This window comes from Sphingobacteriales bacterium, from assembly GCA_016711285.1.
Classification (GTDB): domain Bacteria; phylum Bacteroidota; class Bacteroidia; order Chitinophagales; family UBA2359; genus JADJTG01.
Genome location: JADJTG010000017.1, coordinates 265103 through 286308, shown reverse-complemented (window position 1 = coordinate 286308; position 21206 = coordinate 265103). Strand labels below are relative to the sequence as shown.

General features: G+C 41.0%; 17 protein-coding genes, 1 tRNA gene and 1 pseudogene. 10 read left to right on the top strand and 9 right to left on the bottom strand.

Annotated elements, in window-relative coordinates; translation table 11 throughout:
* Nucleotides 1–183: 183 nt before the first annotated feature.
* A complete protein-coding gene (locus tag IPL35_17225; protein MBK8445027.1) occupies nt 184–432 on the bottom strand; it encodes a hypothetical protein in 249 nt (82 codons plus the stop codon).
* On the opposite strand from IPL35_17225, the gene IPL35_17220 reads away from it, so the two are divergent.
* Nucleotides 369–1682 carry a nucleotide sugar dehydrogenase gene (locus IPL35_17220; GenBank protein MBK8445026.1) on the top strand — a complete coding sequence of 438 codons (1314 nt, stop codon included), beginning with the start codon at nt 369–371 and terminating at the stop codon, nt 1680–1682. The two genes, IPL35_17225 and IPL35_17220, sit on opposite strands and share 64 nt — an antisense overlap.
* Nucleotides 1683–1788: 106 nt before the next feature.
* Here the strand turns inward: IPL35_17220 and IPL35_17215 are convergent, their stop codons facing one another.
* From IPL35_17215 to IPL35_17195, 5 genes are all read right to left on the bottom strand, one after another.
* Nucleotides 1789–2280, bottom strand: coding sequence for an SUKH-3 domain-containing protein (locus IPL35_17215; GenBank protein MBK8445025.1), 492 nt, complete (start codon nt 2278–2280; stop codon nt 1789–1791).
* 134 nt (nt 2281–2414) lie between these two features.
* Entirely contained in the window at nt 2415–3674 is a 1260-nt protein-coding gene (locus IPL35_17210) for a urate hydroxylase PuuD (GenBank protein MBK8445024.1), read from the bottom strand.
* Between the two features lie 154 nt (nt 3675–3828).
* A complete protein-coding gene (gene alc / locus IPL35_17205; protein ID MBK8445023.1) occupies nt 3829–4857 on the bottom strand; it encodes an allantoicase in 1029 nt (342 codons plus the stop codon).
* The gene (allB, locus tag IPL35_17200) at nt 4839–6182 is read right to left on the bottom strand and encodes an allantoinase AllB (GenBank protein MBK8445022.1); all 1344 of its coding nucleotides are present in this window, start codon (nt 6180–6182) and stop codon (nt 4839–4841) included. Before allB ends, alc begins: the two co-directional genes overlap by 19 nt.
* 157 nt (nt 6183–6339) lie before the next feature.
* Nucleotides 6340–6412, bottom strand: a tRNA-Lys gene (locus tag IPL35_17195).
* Nucleotides 6413–6610: 198 nt separating this feature from the next.
* Between IPL35_17195 and kdsA the strand changes: the two genes are divergently transcribed.
* The gene (kdsA, locus tag IPL35_17190; GenBank protein ID MBK8445021.1) at nt 6611–7414 is read left to right on the top strand and encodes a 3-deoxy-8-phosphooctulonate synthase; all 804 of its coding nucleotides are present in this window, start codon (nt 6611–6613) and stop codon (nt 7412–7414) included.
* Nucleotides 7415–7564: 150 nt separating this feature from the next.
* Nucleotides 7565–9187: pseudogene (locus tag IPL35_17185) on the top strand (ATP-binding cassette domain-containing protein).
* A gap of 96 nt (nt 9188–9283) precedes the next feature.
* Here the strand turns inward: IPL35_17185 and IPL35_17180 are convergent.
* Nucleotides 9284–9979 carry a hypothetical protein gene (locus IPL35_17180; GenBank protein ID MBK8445020.1) on the bottom strand — a complete coding sequence of 232 codons (696 nt, stop codon included), beginning with the start codon at nt 9977–9979 and terminating at the stop codon, nt 9284–9286.
* Nucleotides 9980–10200: 221 nt separating this feature from the next.
* Nucleotides 10201–10350 (bottom strand): hypothetical protein, encoded by a 150-nt coding sequence (locus tag IPL35_17175; protein ID MBK8445019.1) that lies wholly within the window; start codon nt 10348–10350, stop codon nt 10201–10203.
* A gap of 435 nt (nt 10351–10785) precedes the next feature.
* Here IPL35_17175 and IPL35_17170 point away from each other — a divergent pair, with 435 nt between their 5' ends.
* From IPL35_17170 to IPL35_17140, 7 genes are all read left to right on the top strand, one after another.
* Entirely contained in the window at nt 10786–12144 is a 1359-nt protein-coding gene (locus IPL35_17170; protein MBK8445018.1) for an AAA family ATPase, read from the top strand.
* Nucleotides 12145–12152: 8 nt separating this feature from the next.
* On the top strand, nt 12153–13022 hold the full coding sequence (locus tag IPL35_17165) for a DUF4435 domain-containing protein (protein ID MBK8445017.1): 870 nt from the start codon (nt 12153–12155) through the stop codon (nt 13020–13022).
* Nucleotides 13023–13200: 178 nt separating this feature from the next.
* Entirely contained in the window at nt 13201–13647 is a 447-nt protein-coding gene (locus tag IPL35_17160; GenBank protein MBK8445016.1) for an AAA family ATPase, read from the top strand.
* On the top strand, nt 13637–14413 hold the full coding sequence (locus IPL35_17155) for a guanylyltransferase (GenBank protein ID MBK8445015.1): 777 nt from the start codon (nt 13637–13639) through the stop codon (nt 14411–14413). The genes IPL35_17160 and IPL35_17155 overlap by 11 nt, the downstream gene beginning before the upstream one ends.
* 396 nt (nt 14414–14809) lie before the next feature.
* On the top strand, nt 14810–15493 hold the full coding sequence (locus IPL35_17150) for a restriction endonuclease (GenBank protein ID MBK8445014.1): 684 nt from the start codon (nt 14810–14812) through the stop codon (nt 15491–15493).
* Nucleotides 15490–17262, top strand: a complete 1773-nt coding sequence (locus IPL35_17145; GenBank protein ID MBK8445013.1) for a hypothetical protein — start codon at nt 15490–15492, stop codon at nt 17260–17262. The genes IPL35_17150 and IPL35_17145 overlap by 4 nt, the downstream gene beginning before the upstream one ends.
* Nucleotides 17263–17433: 171 nt before the next feature.
* On the top strand, nt 17434–17901 hold the full coding sequence (locus IPL35_17140) for a hypothetical protein (GenBank protein MBK8445012.1): 468 nt from the start codon (nt 17434–17436) through the stop codon (nt 17899–17901).
* Between the two features lie 623 nt (nt 17902–18524).
* On the opposite strand, the gene IPL35_17135 is transcribed toward IPL35_17140, so the two are convergent.
* A complete protein-coding gene (locus IPL35_17135; GenBank protein MBK8445011.1) occupies nt 18525–20891 on the bottom strand; it encodes a CotH kinase family protein in 2367 nt (788 codons plus the stop codon).
* Nucleotides 20892–21206 lie beyond the last annotated feature (315 nt).

Here is a 21206-nt window from a genome sequence, read left to right as displayed (position 1 = left end):
CTTATTCAAACTTTTGGTACAAAAAAAATAACAACTTTATTCACTTGTTTGGCTCAGTTTTTTCTATTATCCTTATTAAAAATTTGGAATGATAAGATGTTGTTGAAATGATGAAAAAAAAACGGATTTTAACCTACGCCTTCTATCGGCTAAAAAAAACTCACTGAATTTTGAGCAGAGAAACTACTGTCTGCCTGCTTCAAATGCTTGCTTTATGCAACATTTGTTTTGTATCGCAGCATATACTTTTGGGTATATTTCTAATAAGTTTAAATCACTTTTCAAAAACTTGTAATTAATCGCTATCTTCGCAACTCTAAAAAAAATTGCTGCGGATAGTGCCGCTTCTTTGATTTCTTTTCTTTTGCATGCAAACAACAGCCACTCTTTCTCTTCATCAGCGTCTTTTACAGCAACAAAGCACTGTGGCACTTATCGGATTAGGTTATGTAGGATTGCCTTTGGCATTGGCTTTTGCCAAAAAAATGAAAGTAATAGGCTTCGATATCAACGAGCAGCGCATTGCTTTGCTCAAACAACACATTGACCCCAGCAAAGAATTAGAAAAAGAGGAGTTTGAAGGCTGCGATATTGTATTTACGGCAAATACTGATGAGTTGCGTGCGGCATCGCTGTATGTGGTGGCAGTGCCTACTCCGGTGGACAGCCACAAAACCCCCGATTTGCGCCCCCTCAAAAGTGCCAGTAAAACAGTGGGAAAGGTACTCAAAAAAGGCGATTATGTAGTATTTGAATCAACGGTATATCCGGGCTGCACCGAAGAAGATTGTGTGCCTTTGCTGGAGCAATATTCGGGGTTGCAGGCGGGCAGAGATTTTAAATATGGCTATTCGCCGGAGCGCATCAACCCGGGCGATAAAGAGCATACCCTCAGTACCATTACCAAAGTGGTGTCGGGCTGTGATGCCGAAGCCTTGGAACAAATCGCACTGATATACGAAGAAATTATCACGGCGGGGGTGCATCGCGCTTCTTCGGTGAAGGTAGCCGAAGCCAGCAAAATTATAGAAAATACCCAACGCGACCTCAATATTGCTCTGATGAACGAATTGGCGTTGATTTTTGACCGTATGCACATTGATACGCAGGAGGTGATAGCCGCAGCAGCTACCAAGTGGAACTTCGCCCGTTTTTCGCCCGGCTTGGTCGGTGGGCATTGCATTGGTGTAGATCCTTATTATCTCACCTACAAAGCCATTGAATTGGGCTACGAGCCGGAAGTGATTTTAAGCGGCAGGCGCATCAATGACGAAATGAGTTCCTACATTACCAAAAAATCCATACAACTCATCATCAGGGCGGGAAAATATGTGAGCCACGCCAAAGTATTGATAATGGGAGCTACTTTTAAAGAAAATGTAAGCGATATACGCAACTCAAAAGTGGCGGATTTGGTAAAAGAACTGGAAAGTTTTTCGTTGCAGGTAGATGTCACCGATCCTTTTGCTTCTTCGGAAGAGTTGCAGCACGAGTATGGTTTCAGCCTTGCAGAGCAAATTGCCGACAACTACGATTGTGTCATTGTTGCCGTTAATCACCGCCCTTATTTGTCGCTGAACGAAGCTTATTTTGAAAATATCCTTTCCAAAGACGGCGTATTGATAGATGTGAAAGGTATTTACAAAGGCAATATCCACAGGCTCACTTATTGGAGTTTGTGATGATGAAATGAAAAACGCCGTGCTATTGGCAATAAATCATTGAAAATAAAAAATATTGGAGTATTCTGCTCTAACTAAAAATAATACTTTCAGAAATACCGACGGCTTAGGGTAACTCTACATATTGAGCGTCCATATTCCACCATTTTCCTGTATCTTCATCAAGTTGAAGGGACAGCAATGTATTCATGAAAAGTATATTTTCTATACCTTCGTATAAATTTTTTCCTACATAAAAACAATACTCTCCTATCTTATACACTCTACCTTCAGCATCACAACAAACATAATAACCATCGGGTAAATAAAGACCCAAAGGATATAATTTCCTACCTATAATAGATTGATAATATGGGTAGGTATTGTCGCCTGTTAATTCACTTTCACCCAACTCAGGGTATAGTATCAGTTCGTTAACGACTTCTGTATAATCCTGTTTTTCGCAATACCCTTCAATATCGCCATATTCCTGTAGGAAATCTATAATAGTTGAAGGATAATCGCTATAGGGGAGTTTTAAATCAGCAATAGGGATTTTTCTACTAGCTTGCCAGCCCATTTGTATGAGTAATGATTTTGCTTCATTTGAAAATTCCATAATATTTATTGTATGTACTTGACAGGCGTAAAATAGAGTGTTTTGAAACAACTATAAAACCTATCAGATTTAAAACCAACTTATTTGCTGCATATTCATTATATATGTACCGCGCCCTTCAGTCGGTGGTGTTTTTACTGCAATTTTGCGCCCTGCTCTATCCAGCAGCGCAGTTGTTTGCGCTCGCCTTCGGTGATATTGGTTTTGTTGTTGGGCGGCATTGTTTTGGTCAGTACCACGCGCTGCAAAATCAAATCTTTCTTTTTCATGATGTCTTCGGGTGTATCATATACTACGCCGTTGGGCGGACTTTTGTAAATATCATCGGTGGGCTGAGAGGAGTGGCACGATATACAGCGTTGTTGTACAATTTCGTTTACTTGCGCAAAAGCCACCTCCTCATCGCAGGCTTCGGGATTCAGAGGAGGGGCAGTTACCAAAGCGGCACCCAAAAGCACCAACACCGACAGTGGCAATACCCAAGTGGAACTTTGTTTTTTTTCTTTTAGGTTGAGATAATGTTTTACGCCCGCCGTACCCACTGTTATCAGCAGCAGCGACAGCCAGGGATACTCATAACCGAAAGTGCTGGGAAAATGGTTGCTAATCATCACAAACAGCACAGGCAGTGTGAAATAATTGTTGTGCAAAGAGCGCAAACCGGCGTGCTTGCCCAAAGCGGGGTTTAGCGGAACATCGGCTTTGGCGGCGCGTACCATTTCTTTTTGAGAGGGTATGATGACAAAAAATACATTTGCCGCCATAATAGTACCCAGCAAAGCCCCAAAATGAATAAAAGCCGCCCGTGCACTGAATATTTGTGTGTAGAAATAAGCAAAACCGCAAATAATAAGAAAACCTGCCGCTATAAAAAGATAGGTCTGCTTCAACAAAGCCGACTTACATAAAGAATCATACAGCAGCCAGCCGATTATAAAAGAGATAATGCCTGCGCCGATACCACGCCACGCCGCTATATCCAATACATTTTTATCTAAAAGCAGCGCATCGGCATTGAAATAATAAACCACTATCAGCAAACTGAATCCGGTGAGCCAAGTAAAATAGGCTTCGTACTTGAACCAATGCAGATGTTTGGGCAATACTTTGGGCGCAGTTTTGTATTTTTCTAAATAATAAAAGCCGCCGCCGTGTACTGCCCACAAATCGCCTGCCAGCTCATCGCGGATATTTTCGGTGCGGTTGAGGGCATTTTCCAAAAACACAAAATAAAAAGAAGCACCTATCCACGCAATACCAAAAGTAATGTGCATCAGCCGAATGACGATATTGAGCCACTCGCGCAGATGGCTCTCCCATGCTGTGCCTGCCACCACAAGATAAATGCCGAGCGTGAGCACCAAACACACCGCCACAATAGCAGCGTAAAGCATATTCAGGGCGGTATGCACCGGCTCCAAATCTTCTTCGCTGCTTCCTTTTTTGGTTTCTTCGCCGATAAAAGCCGCCAAACGGTGGGTTTTCATTACCAACAACAGTAATATCAGCAATACCAAAAGCAGCACTGCAGCAATAAAGTAATTCATGTTAAGATTTTTTTTCAAAAATGCGCAAACGGCTTACGCCGCCATCGGGATAAATATTGAGGCGCACATGGCTGAATATTTTGTTGGTATCGGAAAGTTGTGTACTTTGAAAGGTATGAACGGCATCGGCACTTAATTTCTGACGCTCTAATAATACCTGCCACACACAATTATCGTTCAGTACGGCGGCATCATCGCTTGCAAAGGTTGCTTCTATCATACAGGAATCGGGATAATTTCCTTTAAAATGCGCTGTATCTACCACAATTTCTCCTATTTTTCCGGCTTTTGCTAATTTTATCACCACCCAGTCGCGGTTGTTGGGCGTGCGATTGCGCTTGGTTTCCCAACCATCGCCCATATTAGCACCGCGATTCGGCATCAATAAATTGCCCATTGCACTGAAAAACATATCGTTGCAGGCGAGGGCTTGTGCGCCGTTGATGGCGGCAGCCAAATCTGTTTTTTCATCGCTGCGCACCGCGTTCCAGTTTTTGTGTACCGTTCCATACACGCGCAAACGCGCCACGCCGCCATCGGGGTAAATGTGGAGGCGGATATGTGTGAAAATATCTTTGTTGTTACATTCGTAGAAATTTTGAGAACCTGCATCTAAGTGCGATTTGGGTAAAATTTCAGTCCATTGCACTTGTTCCCAGTCTTCGGTAGTGAAGTCGGCGGGTAAGTTGGCGGCTTCTATGGAAGCGTGCGGCGGGTGGTTGCCTAAAAAGAAATTGGTATCTATGTCAAAACCGGCGATGCTCCCCGAAGTAGCTAATTGCAGCACGCACCAGTCGTGTCCGGGGGTGCGTTTGCGGCGGCTTTCCCAACCGTCCATCCATTTGCCGCGGTCGGTGTATTTGTCGGTAATAAAAATACCTCTGCCACTTCGGATAAGATTTTCTTTTTCGGCAAAAAAATCATCGGTGGCATACAATACTTTTCCGCCTAATTTTTCTGCTGCCAAATCGCTGAGTTGGGCAAAGGGCGGTGCTGTTTTTATCGTTTCTTTTACGTTGTGATGAGCCATTTTCCGGCAGTGTTTTTATCTGAATAAAAATTGTTGTGTTGAGCAGAATTATGATCAATCCATTTTCCGTTTATACAGCATTTTTGAACTTTTCCGTATAAATGTTTGCCAAGATAAGGACTTATTTTGTGTTTGAAAAAGATGTGTTCGCTTTGTACTTCAAAATCTGCTTCGGGCTGCCATACCACTAAGTCGGCATCGCTGCCTACGGCGATATGCCCTTTTTGCGGAGCTATTCCTAAAAACCGAGCCGGCTGCGTGGTGAGTAGCGGAATAAACGCTTCTAATGTGAGCGTATTTCTGAGTGCTGTCCAGGCGGCGGGCAACAAAAATTGTACGCTGGCAATACCTCCCCAAGCGGCTTGCAGGTCGCCGTCGTCAATGTGTTTGATGGCGGGCGGGGCGGGGGAGTGGTCGCTGGCGACAAAATCAAGGCCACCGCTTTTGAGAGCCGCTTTGAGGAGTTCGTTATTGGCTTGCTCGCGGATAGGTGGCGCACATTTATAGCGCGTGTCGTGGTCGGGAATGGTTTCGGCGTTGAAAAAAATATAATGCGGGCAGGTTTCGGCGGTCAGCGGCAAGCCTTCTTGTTTGGCGGCGGCGATGAGGGGCAGTGCTTCGGCAGAAGCTACATGCACAATGTGGGTGCGGCAGCGGTAAGTGCGGCACAGGTCAATCATCAGGGCGATGGCTTTGTTTTCCCACGATTTGGGGCGGCTCGCCAAATAGCGGGCGTAGCTGTCGGGGGGCGCATCGGTGTAGGCGAGGGGGCTGTTGTCGGGAATTTCGCAATGGGCGAGCAGTGGTTTTTGATAACGTGCCAAAACAGGGGCAGCGCGGTGCAGGTCGGCGGCAGAAACATTTTCAAACTCATCAATGCCGGAATGTACCAAAAAACATTTGATGCCGAGAATATGGGGGTCTTGCAATAAATTTTCTATATCGGAAACGTTTTGCGGCACTAAGCCGCCGTAGAACCCGCAGTTTACATACATTTTTCCGAGCGATGCCTGTTTTTTGGCTTCCAAAGCTGCCACCGTAGTAGTAACGGGGCTGGAATTGAGCGGCATATCAATAAGTGTGGTGACACCGCCTGCCGCCGCCGCTTGTGTGGCAGTTACAAAACCTTCCCAGTCGCTTCTGCCCGGCTCATTGATGTGAACGTGGGCATCAATGCAGCCCGACATTATTACGGCATCGCCGCAGTCGGTGGCGTGGGGGAGTTTTTCGGAAGCAATGGCGACAATTTTACCTTCGCTGAGGGTGAGCGTGGCGGCTTGCAGTGTGCCGTTGATAAAACAACGGCGAGAGAAGAGGCTTTGCATGTTTTTGTTTTGGTACAAATATAAATTGCTATCCTTGCACATAAGGGCTTTTCTGAAAATATAAATTTTTATAATTGCAGCAAACGCTTTTTATGCAACTAAAATAAATAAAAAAACAAAAAAGCGAGTATCAACAGATGTTGATACCCGCTTGAGGTGATCCCGCTGGGATTCGAACCCAGGACCACTACATTAAAAGTGTAATGCTCTACCAGCTGAGCTACGGAATCTCCGTGAATTGCGGTGCAAAGTTACTGCTCTTTTACAAACATACAAGATTTTAAAAAATTTTTTTTGATTTTTTTTCATCATTATTATTCCAAAGTACCTTTGAAGGCTTGTTTTAACGCTGCTGTTGTTAAGTTTTTATCTACCTTTGCTACTCAAAAAAAATATTATTCGGTATGAACTTATTGCCTCTTCATGCACTGTCGCATCTTCGCAGCTACCCTGCTTCTGATGCTTTTTTTCTGATTGCCGGTCCTTGTGTGGTGGAAAGCAAAGATTTGATAATGGAAGTAGCCGAAAGGGTGCAAGCCATTACGCAGCGTCTTCAAATTCCTTATATTTTTAAAGCATCTTTCAAAAAAGCGAATCGCTCGCGTTTGGATTCTTTTACGGGCATCGGCGATGAAGAAGCCTTGAGTATGTTGCAAATGTTGCGCCGCCAACTGCAAGTGCCTGTGCTCACCGATATTCATACGGAGGGCGATGCCCTGCTCGCCAGTGCCTACGAAATAGATGTGTTGCAAATTCCGGCGTTTTTATGCCGCCAAACCGATTTGCTGTCGGCAGCGGCGCGCACCGGAAAAGTCGTTAATATCAAAAAAGGACAGTTTTTGTCGCCCGAAGCGATGCAGTTTGCCGTGCAAAAGGTGAAAGACGGCGGCAACGACAAGGTGTTGATTACCGAGCGCGGCACTACTTTCGGGTATCAGGATTTGGTGGTGGATTTTCGGGGAATTCCGACCATGCAGGCTTTTGCGCCGGTGGTGCTGGACTGTACCCACTCCCTCCAACAACCCAACCAAGTAAGCGGTGTGACGGGCGGTTTGCCGCGCCTCATCGAAACCATCGCCAAGGCGGGCATTGCCACCGGAGCCGACGGCTTATTTATTGAAACACACCCTAATCCCAAAGTTGCCAAATCAGATGGTGCCAATATGCTCCCTTTGGAGGCATTGGAGCCTTTGCTGGAAAAATTGCTCAAAGTGCGGGCGGCGGTGATGTAATTTGCGTATCATATTGTTTTTGTTATTTTTAACGAATAAGTCTGTTTCTATTTTAAATAAGCAGTCTATTCTTTTTTTATAAAAAATATTTTTCAATAGATAATTCCTACCTTTGCACCTTCAAAAATACATCTGTTATCTTTATACAATATGATCAGCACCACCAATATTACATTAGCCTACGGCAAAAGAGTTTTGTTTGATGAAGTCAATATCAATTTTACGCGCGGCAACTGCTACGGCGTTATCGGGGCGAATGGCGCGGGCAAAAGTACTTTCCTTAAAATTCTCAGTGGCGAAATAGAAGCCAATAAGGGTACGGTGAATATACAGCCCGGTGCGCGTATGAGTATTTTGAAACAAAACCAAAATGCCTTCGACAACCACAGCGTAATGGATACGGTGCTGATGGGCAATAAGGCTTTGTGGGACGTGCATAAGGAAAAAAACGACATTTACCTCAAACCCGACTTCGACGAAGCCGATGGCTTGCGTGCTGCCGAATTGGAGGGCGAATATGCCGAACTCGGCGGCTACACTGCCGAAAATGATGCGGCGCAACTGCTCAGTAATCTCCATATTCCCGAAAGCATGCACTACCAAAGTATGGCAGACCTCAACGGAAGCGACAAAGTGAAGGTTTTGCTGGCGCAGGCTCTTTTCGGTAATCCCGACATTTTGCTCCTCGATGAGCCTACCAACAACTTAGATGTGGATACCATACGCTGGCTCGAAGATTTTTTGGCGAGCTACGAAAATGTGGTGATAGTGGTGAGCCACGACCGGCACTTCCTCGATTCCGTTTGTACGCACATGGCTGATGTGGACAAAGGAAAAATTACCGTTTATACCTGGAAATTATACGTTTTGGTACGAGAGCAGCCAATTAGCGGCGCGGCAGGTGAGCGATAAAAACAAAAAAACCGAAGACAAACGCAAGGATTTGTTGGAGTTTATTGCGCGGTTTAGTGCCAACGCCTCCAAAAGCCGACAAGCTACTGCCCGCAAAAAAGCTTTGGAAAAATTGGTTATCGAAGATATTAAGCCCAGCAACCGCCGTTATCCGGGTATTATTTTTCGTCCGGAGCGTTCGGTGGGCAACCAGATTCTGAAAGTGAGCAGCCTGAGCAAAAAATTAGATGAAAAGGTATTGTTTTCTAATGTGGATTTTGATGTACACAGTGGCGACAAAATACTCTTTGTGAGCCAAGACCAATTGGCGTTGAGTGCTTTTTTGACATCATCAACGGCGAAGCCACCGCCGACACCGGCACTTACGAGTGGGGCACTACCATCACCAAAGCTTATTTGCCCAACGACAACCAAAAGTATTTCCAAACCGACCTCGATATTATGGATTGGCTGCGTCAGTTTGTGCCGCCTACCGTAAAAGATGCCGACGAAGATTTTATTCGCGGGTTTTTGGGTAAAATGTTGTTCAGTGGCGATGAATTGGCAAAAAAATCATCGGTATTGAGCGGGGGCGAAAAAGTGCGCTGTATGATTAGCCGTATGATGCTCCAGAACCCGAATGTGATTGTTTTGGACGAACCCACCAACCACTTGGATTTGGAAAGTATTGTGGCGTTCAATAATGGTGTTGTTGATTTTCCGGGTATTGTATTGATTGCCACGCACGATATTCAATTTGCCGACAGCACCGCTACCCGTATTATTGAGCTGTGCCCGAAAGGTATCATTGACCGTCTTTCTTCGTACAGAGATTATTTGGAAGATGAGCGTGTAGCAGCGGCGCGTGCGGCTTTGCAGTAAAAGAAAGATGAGGGAAAAAGAGAGCAATTAAAGTTATATTTAAACAAAAAAATGCCGACACCCTCGCAGGTGTCGGCATTTTTATATAAAAAAAACCTAAGCGTGTACGCTGATGCTCACTTCATCGCTCCACTGCCCTACGGGGTGGTCGTTTTGTACATAAATGGCTTTGTATTTCCACACACCGCCTTTGAGCGGCAGGGGGTGCGTATCTAAAAAATCGGGGCTGAGGTCGGTAGCTACATATTCGTAGCCTTTGCCTTCGCCGCGGTCGGCGTGTATTTGTATGCCCTGATGCCCCCCTTTTTTCCATTGCACCTCCGGCTGCCCGCCTGCGCCCAAGCGCAATTTGAGCAGAGGACGAAAATCGCTGCCGCCGCCGTCGCTGATTTGTGTGCCTTCCAAACCCAAATCGTTGCCATCGGCGATGGTATAGGCGATGTGGTTTTTGATGCGGCGACCAATGCTGGCGGCTCGCTTAAATACCCCCGGCACCACCACCGGCGGCGCACCCGAAGTAAGCGGCGGGGTGGGGGCAGGCGAAGCCGTAGCTCCCGATTCTATGCCATTGCGCAATTCATTTTTATACTCCACCACCTTGCGCACATACTCCTCTGCTTTGTTGCGGTAATCGAGCCAATAGGCAAACTGCAAAGAAGAGGCTTGCATGTCGCTCACTTCGGCAGCCGTAACACCATATTTGGCGGTGTAGCCATTGAGTTTTTGGGCGAAGTTTTTCAGCCACAAATCTTTTTCCGAATCGCTTTTCGGAATAAATGAGATTTTGCTCATGATCTTTGAAAAAATTTTTAAAAAAATGAAAAAATAAGGTTAATCAGGTGTAGGGTTAGTGGAAAATAACTCAACACTTCGCAAATAAACGCCATAAAATTAATTATATTGTGTTATAACGGTTACTTTTTATGTTTCAGATACTTTGCTTTCATTTATTTTTAGTTATCCGCACCCGCGAGGCATCGGCAAGCGAAAACTTATACCTGAAATCATAAAATTCAATCACAAGGAATGCCGCTCAAGCTCTGAGGAATGCCGCTCAAGCTCTGAGGAGCGCCGCTCAAGCTCTGAGGAGTGCTGCTCAAGCTCTGAGGAGCGCCGCTCAAGCTCTGAGGAGTGCTGCTCAAGCTCTGAGGAGCGCCGCTCAAGCTCTGAGGAGCGCCGCTCAAGCTCTGAGGAGCGCCGCTCAAGCTCTGAGGAATGCCGCTCAAGCTCTGAGGAGCGCCGCTCAAGCTCTGAGGAGCGCCGCTCAAGCTCTGAGGAGTGCCGCTCAAGCTCTGAGGAGCGCCGCTCAAGCTCTGAGGAGCGCTGCATTCTCCTTTTTGAGGCGGTAAGGGGGTGTAAAGAGCAGTTTTTAACTTTGACAAAGTTTCAAACTTTGTCAAAGTTGGAATGCTCAAGCTTTGAGGAGCGGCACTTAGCTATTAGTAAGAGAACAAATTTGAGAAAAAACCAACATCAGAGATATAAATATACTTATGAGTTGCGTATATTTGCCTATATTATATTGATATACGCAACTTTGTGCGTATATCTGAATGTTATGCACAATTATAAAAACGACACGACAAAAACTAAAATAAATGAAACTCTTAAAATTTAGAGCAACCAACGTACACGGCTATTTAAACTACAAAATAGACTTTCACGAACGATTGACTTTTTTAATTGGTATAAATGGTACGGGAAAAACTTCAGTACTGAAACTTATACTTGGACTAATTTCACCTTCTTTCAACTACATTAATAGCATTGACTTTGACGAAGTAGAGTTAATTTGCAATGAACCAAGTAAAGGACAAATTGTAATTACTGCGATTAAAAACAGTGAAAACAATGAAGTAAAGTTGATTCTAAAAATTAATGATGATGACCCATTAGAAGGAGTATTCAATCGAATAAGTCAAGTGCAATTAAATGAACTTGACAATGACGATTCTAACGAAAAAATGCGATTCATAATTGAAGCTTTTGACCGACACGAAGTTGTACAGGCAATTAAGAGTTTGACTACTCCATTATTTTTAGGACTTGACCGAAGAGTTTATGAAGGACAACAAATTGACAAAATGCGCCAATCCTTTTTATTTAGAAGAAGGTATAGGCATTATCCTCAAAACGACCCTCTCAACATAAGTTTAATGGAAATTCAAGAAGTTATTTATGACTATGTAAGAATTATTGCTTCTGAACAACCTAAAATAAACCAAGATTTTAAAAACAAAATTTTATTGCAATCCTTCCAATTCCTTGAAAGCCAAGAATTAAATATTGTTAAGGATTCTCGTGAATTAAAAGGAAAAAGAAAGGAAGCTATAGATGCTTTTGAGAATTTAAGAATTACAGGATTTACAGAACATATAAACAACTTTTTTGACCAATTAGAATCTACACTTAGAAATTTAACTGAAATTAAAGGAAAGAAAAAAGGAGATGAAATTGATATAGATAACATTCATATATTTCAAAAATGGTTTAATAATCAACCTCAATTAAAGAGAATCAACGAATTAATAACCTATAATCTTGCTTATCAAAAAGAATTAGACAAACTGTATGAACCTATTGAAAAAACAAAGCACATAATAAACAGCTTTTTTAGTGAAAGCAAGAAAGAACTTTTAATTGAACCACAAGGCGAATTAAAAGTAAAATTTAAAAATGATAAGATTGCCAATATTTACGAATTATCTTCAGGTGAAAAACAAATTGTAACAATGTTAGGACACTTGATTTATTTTGAAGAAAAATACAAAAACGAATCAGGTATTTTCATTATCGATGAACCAGAAGTTTCTCTTCATTTAGCTTGGCAAGAAATCTTCGTAGACTCAATATTAACTGCTAGTCCAAGAACTCAATTTATTCTAGCTACACATTCCCCTGCAATAATTGGAGACAATTCAGATTCATTATTCCAGGATTTAGCTGACTTAAATTAATACAGGTTATGTTAGAGTTTGGATATAAAGCGTTGAAGGCTTTGCCTAAGTTCTTTTCGTATAGAAACGATATCGACATATATACAGAAGACAAAGTTGCAGACAAAGAATTTTACAGAACTCTTTTCAAGAGAGTACTAGGTAATGATATAAAGATTAATGACGTAACACCTTTAGGGTGTAAAACTAATGTGTTAAACGCCTTTGATAGTCAAGATAAAACTGACCGAAGGAGAAAACTATATATTGTTGATGGCGATTTAGAGTTGATACTTGACACAAATAGAAAGTCTGCGGAAAATTTAATTGTATTAGATTCTTACTGCATAGAGAATTATCTAATAGATGAAATGGGCGGAATTGAGTTGATTTATTTTTCAAATGGAAGCGAGTCAAGGGATAATCTTAAAAACAAACTTAATTTCAGTAAATGGTTAGAATATAACGCCCCTTGTTTAATTGAGCTGTTTTTAAATTTTGCCATTTTAAGGAAATATGGCGGTGGTCCAATAATCAAAACTGCACACGATTTCTTAACTCAAAATGGTAAACAAACAATATTAGATAAAGACTCTGTAAGCCGATACTCACAAGACATAAAGTCTCAAATTATACAAAGACTTACTATTAATGGTATTGAAAACCCTGATGAAACATATTCCAATGACTACTCTCACCTATCAAATAAATGGAAAACGAATAATATGACATTATTAAGGATGGTTTCAGCAAAGAACTACTTATTACCCTTAATGCAATTTAGAATAAACTTCTGTATTGATAAAGGAAAAAGTTTAGTACCAAAGAATTTATTTAAACTATTTTTAGCTGACAAATGCGACACTCAAAGACTAAGTTTTATAAGAGAAAAAATATAATAACTGTGCCTAACAGCACCTACCCAAAAGTGGCGGTTCAGTGGTTAAATCAAGCTTTGTGCTTCTATCAAAGTTTGTGCTTGGCTGACAGTGAAGTGCTCCGAAATCCGCCACTTCGCCAAGCCCCAAAACGTTAGTGGTCAGCTTAAAAACGACCACGCAAAGACAGACAACAAAAATGGAAACAGTGATATTTTGTGGAATACAGGCAACAGGTAAAACAACTTTTTTTAAAGAGAAATTCTTTAAAACTCATATTCGTATTTCGCTTGACCAACTTAACACTCGAAACAAAGAACAGAAATTTATTGACACTTGTATAGCAACTCAACAGCGTTACGTTGTGGACAACACAAATCCGACAAAAGAAGAACGAGCAAAATACATTTCAGTTGCAAAGGAAAATAAGTTTAAAATTATCGGTTACTATTTTCAATCCAAAATAAGTGACGCATTAAACAGAAACAGTCAGCGTTCAGGAAAAGAAAACATACCTGATGTTGGAATAAAAGGAACTTTCAACAAGTTGGAAATTCCATCTTTTGACGAAGGTTTTGACGAGTTGTATTTTGTTGAAATTGAAAATAATGAATTTAAAATAACAGAATGGACAAATGAAATTTGATGACTTAGACGATAAAATGCGTGTATATGAAACTTCGCAAGACCGATGTGTTTTACCGAATATGTATATTGTTGCAAGAATTGACGGCAGAAGTTTTACAAGACTGACAAAAGACATTCATAAATTCAAAGCACCATTTGACGAAAAATTTCGTGACCTTATGGTTGAAACGGTAAAACACCTTATGAATTGTGGTTTTAACGTTATCTATGGATTTACAGAAAGTGATGAAATTTCACTGTTGTTTCATTATAACGAAACCGCATTTTCACGCAAGACAAGAAAATACATATCAATCTTAGCAGGAGAAGCAAGTGCAAAATTTTCTTTTCTACTTGGTGACATTGGTGCTTTTGATTGCAGACTTTCCGAACTTCCAAACAGACAACTTGTAGAAGATTATTTTAGGTGGAGAAATGAAGATGCTCATAGAAACGCTTTAAATGCTCATTGCTATTGGCGTCTAAGACAGGACAATTTTACTCAAAGTGAAGCAACTTCAAAAATTGAAGGAATGAGTATCGCAGACAAAAACGAACTTCTATTCCAGTATGGTATAAACTTTAACGAATTACCTAATTGGCAAAAACGCGGAATTGGTGTTTATTGGAAAGACACAAAAAAAGAAGGTTTTAATCCAAAGACCAACGAAAAGGTTTTAGTGGACAGACGAGAATTATTTACAGACTTTGAAATTCCAATGCGTGACGACTACAACCAATTTATAACAGAAATAATAGAAAGAAGTGAAAAGCCGAACCGCTAACAGCCGTTTTGCAAAAGCGGGGGGTCGTGCTTCTATGCCAGTGAAGTACTAAATTCAAGCTTTGTGCATCAAATGAACTTTTGTGCTAAAAAACCCCCACCTTCGCCAAGCCCCAAACCGTGAGCCGCCCCCTTAAAACAACACCGCAACAGACGAATACAGACGATAAATGAAATATCAAAACATTAGAGAAGAAGAACTAAAAAACAAAGTCGGTGTTTTGCCACCGGCGTTTTTAGCAGTACTTCTATTGAACTTTTGTGCTAAAAACCCGCCACATCGCAAAGCGGCAAACCGTTATGCACAATGCAACCAGCGACCGTGCTAACATCAGCGAACCGACAAAAAACGACAGCAAACAATCTCACTCAAGAATAAAAATTGTAACTTTACCGAATGGGACAAAAGGAAACATTAACGATAGCGAAACTGATAGAAGAAGCTCAAATTTTCTGTGTTGAACAATCCAAAATTCAACACAGCGAACTTTATGGAGTAACAGATGGAAAAGCGGTAGGAACACTTATTGAATATAAATTTCAAAAACACCTAAACGAAAAATATAAAGTTTTGGTAGGTTCTTCTGCCAAAGGAATAGATTTACCTTCTGACGACATACAAACGGACATTAAAGTAACTTCCATAAAACAACCGCAATCATCTTGTCCTTTCAAAGACGCTAAACAAAAGATATTCGGACTCGGCTATAATCTTCTTGTTTTTGTTTACGACAAAACAGATGACCCAACAACACAGACAGCAATCCTAAACTTTGTAAGTTGCTCATTCGTTCATAAAGAGCGAACAGCGGATTACACAACAACTTACCGTTTGCGTGAAATGGTGAAAGACGGAGCAAATGAAGCCGACATCATTGCTTATTTGCAAGATAAAAATATTCCTGCGGACGAAATCACATTGGCAAAAGTTGCTGAACAGATTTTACAAACACCACCCGAACAAGGTTACTTGACAATTTCTAACGCTTTGCAATGGCGACTACAATACCAAAGAATTGTTGCCTTGACAGACGATATTCAAGGCATTGAAAAAATTGTAAGCTACAACAAACCGCAATGATGAGAGTATTTGAAGCAAATATCACTCATCAGGTTTCGGATTATTTGAACGATAATCTGAAAAACGTTGTGTCTGTTGAAAAGGCTAATCAAAAAATGCATGAAGCCTTCGGCTTTATACATTTTTTTGATAATGCAGAAGATTTGCAAATACTCAAAGAAACTGTTTCTATTTATCAAAATATTGTTTCAGAACCCGACAGAGCCGAATATGGCGACTTTCAAACTAATTCAGAATTAGCAAACAAAGTTGCTTTTCATCTGACAACAAAAAATATTTCGCCTGAAATTATTATAGAACCAACTTGCGGAAAGGGTAATTTTATTGTTGCTTCTTTGGAATATTTCGGTAACATCAAAAAGGTTTACGGAATTGAAATTTACAAACCATACATTTGGGAAAGTAAATTCAGTATTATTGATTTTTACCTAAACAACCCAACCGAAAACAAACCCGAAATTTTAATCATTCATAGTAGTGTTTTTGACTTCGATTTTAAAACTATTTCCAAAGAAAATCACACAAAAGAAATTTTAATTATAGGCAATCCACCTTGGGTTACAAATTCAAAATTAGGTAGTTTAAATTCATCTAATCTTCCGAAGAAAACAAACTTCAAAAACCACAACGGATTAGATGCAATGACAGGAAAAGGTAATTTTGATATTGCCGAATACATTACTTTGATGATGATTGAAACCTTTCAACATCAAAAAGGTAATATTGCTTTATTGGTCAAAAATTCAGTAATTAAAAACATTGTCTTTGACCAATTCACAAAAAAGTATTCCATTTCTGAAATAGAAAAACATTGCATTGACAGCAAAAAAGAGTTTAATGTTTCGGTAGAAGCCTCTTTATTTTATTGCAAATTAAATTCCAATCCGACATTCGATTGTGCAGAGTTTGATTTTTACAATAATTCAAACACAAAACTGAATTTTGGTTGGCTAGCTGACAAATTTGTTTCAAACATTGACACCTATTCTAATGCAGAACAAATTGACGGAAAATGTCCGTTTGAGTGGCGACAAGGCATTAAACACGATTGTTCGTCCATTATGGAATTGGACAAAGTGAATGGGCATTTTGTAAACGGACTGAAAGAAGAAATCAAATTGGAAAGCGATTTGGTTTATGGTATTTTAAAAAGTTCTGACTTGAAAAATACAGTCATAAAAGAAACGAGAAAACATACGATTGTTACGCAAAAAAAAGTCGGACAGGAAACCAATTATATCAAATATGACTTCCCGAAAACCTATCAATATTTAAGCGAACATCAAGACGTTTTTAATGCAAGAAAATCGAGCATTTACAACAACAAACCGCCATTTTCGATTTTTGGCGTAGGCGATTATTCATTTAAGCCATACAAAGTTGCTATTTCAGGACTTTACAAAACATTTCATTTTACACTTGTTTTACCACAAAACGAAAAACCCGTAATGCTAGATGACACTTGTTATATGCTAGGTTTTGACAAATTAGAATTTGCAGTTTACTCGTTGGTACTTTTAAACTCTGAAACAACTGTCCAATTGTTGCAATCTATAACTTTTGCAGACGCAAAACGAACTTTTACAAAGGACGTTCTAATGCGTATTGACCTTTTAGAGTTATCTCAAATAATTGACAAATCAGAATTACAAAAAGAACTAAATTATATAAATGAAATATACAATTTCAATTTGACTTTGGATTTGTGGTGTGACTTTATTAACGAAATGAAACCAATTGAAAATGGACAAATGGAATTATTTGCATAGAACAAAAAAAGCACTGTGCATAACAAGGTATTTGCCAAAAGCGGGGTTTCACGGCTTCGATTGGGCATTTATGCAAAATTCAAAAATCGTTTTTCGATTGAACTTTTGTGCTAAAAATCCGCCACTACACCAAGCCGCAAACCGTTCTCTGCAAGCATAATACAAAAAAATATGAAAAAAATATTATTCTTATTACTTTTTGTCATCTTACAAGTGGGTTTAAAAGCCCAAATAATCAACAAAATTTCAGTTGAATTAAATATTGGGCGGTATTCAAAAGAAACAGGAGTGTTTAATTCAGAATACTATTCAAATGATTTTAGCTTGATTAATGGCTTTAACATAGGTTTTAATCCAACAGAAAAATGGCAATATTATCTTGGTGTTAGAAAACTAAACTCAACTATTGAGTCAGGAGGTGGATTTTCTTTTGAATCGTCACAAATAAACGGATTGGAATTTAAGATAGGAGCAAAGATTTCACCAAGAACTGACAAAAAAGTGTTTTTGAGTTATGGAATGGAGTTCTTTGAGGAGATATCCAATCAAAAAGGAATATATTGGGTTGATTATCCTCCAACTTATGAAATAAATCATAAAAAAGAATTACTTGGGAATAGCTCCAAATTTGACAATTAATGTAGAATTAGGTAGTAGGATATTAATTTTCGCAGATGCCAGATATAGATTTGGAAGGGTGAATTTATCTCAAAAAGAAAATACTCAAATAGATAAAGAGTTGTATCCATCAAGAAATTATTGGTTAGCTATTTTTGAACCGCTAAATTCGCTTGGAATAAGGTTCAACTTTAAATAAAAAAGCCAGCGAAGAACAATTTATACCCAATGGAAGCTTCATTAGAAGCAATACATCTTAAAGACCGTGATAAGGCACTATATTATTCAGAGGAATCTCTAAAAAGAAAGCTTCGCATTAACGGGTAATCACACAATGTGGATTTACTTGTTGCACAGAGAGACACGCTGAAGCTAAAGAGATGATAGAAAAAGCGATTAAATTGATGCCAAATAATTCAGTGAATAAAATATTGAATCAATGGTTAATGGTGTAGTGTCGGGTAAAAGAAAAAGACCAACTTTTGAAGATGCCATAAAATAATAACTGCCTATAACACGGGGGAGTGCGTCAGGCAGGGAGAAGTGTAAGCCGAAAGTTTATCGCTTTTTATTTACATTTGTGTTGGTGTAAAGTGTAGTTACCATACCGACACTTCAAAAGTATCGGTATGGTAAACGTAAAATCAACGCAACACCGCTTTCTGCACCTGTGCGCCGCATTGTACATAATACACGCCAGCCGGCAAAGCGGCGATGTCCACCGCCGTATAAGGCATTTGTGTAGTGCCGCTCCATACGGTTTTGCCCAAAGCATTCAGCAATACCAAAGGCTGCTGCGCTGTGGGTGTTTTTACATACAGCACCTGCCGCGCCGGATTCGGAAATACGAGCATCGCCGCCTCATCAGCAGGGGCAAGCACCAAAGCCGATACTTCGCCGCCCTCCTCATTGTTGGCGTTGAAAGTAGGGCTTTTTATTACAAAGTCGCCGCTACCATTGGGAATACGCGCAAAACCTTTGTCGTCTTCTTGTGCGCCAAAGTCCACCGCATCTACACGGTTGCCCTCAATATTATAAAAAGCAAGCTGCTCGCCACTCGCCGACAACTTAAAGGAAGCGTGTTGTGCCCCCTGCGATTTATCTTCATCTGCCCATATTATCAAATATCCCTTTGCCGGAATTATCGTGTTTTCGGGCAAATACCATTTGTACGGATTAGCGGCATTATCGCTCAAGGTATAGCCGCCGAGGTTCATTTCGGTGTCGTTGTTGTTGTATAGCTCTATCCAGTCGTCATATTCGCCCGCTTCGTCGCTTGCGGTGTTGCTGTTGCTTGCCATCACTTCATTGATAACCACGCCGTTGGCGGCATCTTGCATCGCCACCTGATACACAAATACATCGTGTTCGGCACCTGTGGGCAAATAGGTGGCAGAATGTTGCGCATTGTCGGAGAGGGCTTCAATGTAGTAGCGCACCCAAGTAGCAGCGTTAAAAGGCGGAATGGCGGCGGCAAAAATGCCATCGTTGGCGGCTTCGTCATTGTGCAAGCCGTCATCAAACATTTCTGTTTTAGAAAAACTGCCGTTTAAGTCAGCCGCATAATACAACCACACTTTATACAGCACAGTACCGCCTGCTTCGGCACGCACCGTTACACTTTCGGCGGCGGTGGGCGGGGTGTGTGGTTGTCCGGCACTGTTGTAGTATTCGGCAAAGGTGATAGTAGGCGACAACTGCGCCACTTCACTATTGGAGAGTAAAAAGTTGCGGCGGTTGGTCACAAAATTAATCAACTGCGGCACATTGGCGGTGTATTGTGTGGTGGTGGTTGCTTTTTTGGGGTCGGCAGCTACCAAATCTTTTATTTGGGTATCCAATCCGTTGATGAGGGCGGTGGCGTTATCGGTGGTAAAGGTTTCGTTTAAAATGGTGCGATAATGCGCCAGATAGCGTTGCCGCCACTCCTGAATATTGAGCAATTTGTTGAGCAAAGGATAATTGACGTTGTTGGCGTTTTTAAAAGGTCCCCAATTGCTGCTCGTGGCTGCATTGCTCTCAAAAGTAGAGTTGCCGTCATATTCTATGGGAGCTGTTTTGCCGGTTTCGGGTTCGTAATAAACTACATAGTCCATTTTTCCCTTCATCACATAGCTGTCGTCATCGGTAAAAATATTTTCACAAGCCAGCATCCACAAAGTTTTATCAATATCTATCAAAGCAGCTACGCTATCTTTATTATCCTCTGTAGCGGTGCTCAAAATATAGCAGGCATCGACCAAATACTGCCAAGGGTTGTCAATATCGCTGGATTTGAGGGAATAATATTGCTGATAAGCCGTAGTATCGGCACCTAAATAATTCATACCTGCCGTGCCATCGCCCCAACCGCCGCCACCGCCGCCGGGACCCGGTCCGCCGCCATCAACAGTAGCACGAAAACGCGCGCCATCATTGCTCCAGTACCATTCTTTCAAAAAAGTTTTATCCACCGCCTGCACATTCGGATACAGCCCCCAATCCTGACCATTCAAATACAAATGAATAAAATTTGCTTTGGCGATAGGCATATAGCGGCGCGCCATACGGGCATAAAGCGCCTCGCGCATAAAACTGGGGTCTTGGTGCGCATTGTTGAATTTAAGATTTTTGTAGCCCAAGAGTGTTTGGTCGGGAAACACAAAATCGGTGGCAACGGCAAAAGATTTTTTTTGTGAAGTACCGCCACCGCCGGGTCCCCCCATATAAGAGGTGTTGCCTCTGAAACGCACCCCTACGCTGTCCAATACCACCGTGCCGTTGTAGGTGAGGGTGGCGGGCAATAAAGTTTCCGAACTGTAATTAGCGGTGAGCAAACTCCAGTAATTCGACTGCGCAAAATCGAGATATACATCTTGAATAAGAGCTTCCTCATACAAGCCGCTGATGCTTTGCACGCCTTTTTGCAATCGGTAACCATCGGCAGAAAAAGAATACTCGGCGGGGAGGTCTTGCGCCTGTAGATGGGCAGCCCACAACAAGCCGTACAAGGCTACAATATATTTCTTCATTAAAATAAGAATTTAAAAAAAATTACACAATAACCCACAAAGGTAACATAACTTTATAAGCACATTGGCAAAATCGGTGAAAAGCCCGAATGTGTCGCCATATACAAAAAACTTACTGAGACGCTATCAATGTATCAGTAAGTTTATGGTATCTATGGCTAAAAAACGATTTTCGGGAGATGAAATAGTAACTATTCAAATCATATTCATTAGCATTATGTTGTAACTTGAAATTAAAACCTGATTTTTTAACTGATATTCTGACAATCAATCGGTCGTATTTGGTAGGGTAGTAGTCAAATGTTTTTTTATCAG

Coding starts and splice junctions, on each gene's coding strand:
- IPL35_17220 (MBK8445026.1), top strand. CDS start 369: ATGCAAACAACAGCCACTCTTTCTCTTCATCAGCGTCTTTTACAGCAA.
- IPL35_17215 (MBK8445025.1), bottom strand. CDS start 2,280: ATGGAATTTTCAAATGAAGCAAAATCATTACTCATACAAATGGGCTGG.
- IPL35_17210 (MBK8445024.1), bottom strand. CDS start 3,674: ATGCTTTACGCTGCTATTGTGGCGGTGTGTTTGGTGCTCACGCTCGGC.
- alc (MBK8445023.1), bottom strand. CDS start 4,857: ATGGCTCATCACAACGTAAAAGAAACGATAAAAACAGCACCGCCCTTT.
- allB (MBK8445022.1), bottom strand. CDS start 6,182: ATGCAAAGCCTCTTCTCTCGCCGTTGTTTTATCAACGGCACACTGCAA.
- IPL35_17180 (MBK8445020.1), bottom strand. CDS start 9,979: ATGAGCAAAATCTCATTTATTCCGAAAAGCGATTCGGAAAAAGATTTG.
- IPL35_17170 (MBK8445018.1), top strand. CDS start 10,786: ATGAAACTCTTAAAATTTAGAGCAACCAACGTACACGGCTATTTAAAC.
- IPL35_17165 (MBK8445017.1), top strand. CDS start 12,153: ATGTTAGAGTTTGGATATAAAGCGTTGAAGGCTTTGCCTAAGTTCTTT.
- IPL35_17160 (MBK8445016.1), top strand. CDS start 13,201: ATGGAAACAGTGATATTTTGTGGAATACAGGCAACAGGTAAAACAACT.
- IPL35_17155 (MBK8445015.1), top strand. CDS start 13,637: ATGAAATTTGATGACTTAGACGATAAAATGCGTGTATATGAAACTTCG.
- IPL35_17150 (MBK8445014.1), top strand. CDS start 14,810: ATGGGACAAAAGGAAACATTAACGATAGCGAAACTGATAGAAGAAGCT.
- IPL35_17145 (MBK8445013.1), top strand. CDS start 15,490: ATGATGAGAGTATTTGAAGCAAATATCACTCATCAGGTTTCGGATTAT.
- IPL35_17140 (MBK8445012.1), top strand. CDS start 17,434: ATGAAAAAAATATTATTCTTATTACTTTTTGTCATCTTACAAGTGGGT.
- IPL35_17135 (MBK8445011.1), bottom strand. CDS start 20,891: ATGAAGAAATATATTGTAGCCTTGTACGGCTTGTTGTGGGCTGCCCAT.